This window comes from Enterobacter sp. Lyrl_3 (assembly GCF_051948675.1).
GTDB lineage: Bacteria > Pseudomonadota > Gammaproteobacteria > Enterobacterales > Enterobacteriaceae > Enterobacter > Enterobacter cloacae.
On the sequence record NZ_JAYJLI010000074.1, the window covers coordinates 1 to 398 of the forward strand.

At 60.8% G+C, this 398-nt stretch carries 1 pseudogene; it reads right to left on the reverse strand.

Annotated elements, in window-relative coordinates:
* Positions 1 to 398: pseudogene (locus tag VF709_RS24950) on the reverse strand (hypothetical protein); the annotation flags it as partial.

Sequence of the window (398 nt, forward strand, 5' to 3'; positions counted from 1 at the left end):
ACTGCCACAACAGAGAGCGTATACCCGGGCAGGGAATGCAGGTGGTGAGCTGATGGTAAAGCCGGTTTTTGTCGATGTTTGCGTAGTAACCGCGGATATCGGTGCGAAAGACGAAGGGCGCTCTGGTGTGACGCAGGAAATGATGAACGCGACGCGCGCTCTGTTTGCCGCCGCCCTGGCTCCTGACGTGTTCGCAGGTGTGATGGACCGGAAGATGTGGTGTCAGCAGGCGGGGGAGGGCGTGAATAACCAGCGCGTCACAGGCGGACCACATCACACAGGCCCCGCCGTCCGCGCGGGGAATGACGCATAGCGGACGAAAACGGTACATCCCGGCGCGAAGCTCCTGCAGGAGACGCGCTTTTTCCCGTTGCCAGTGAAAGCGCAGGTCCCATATG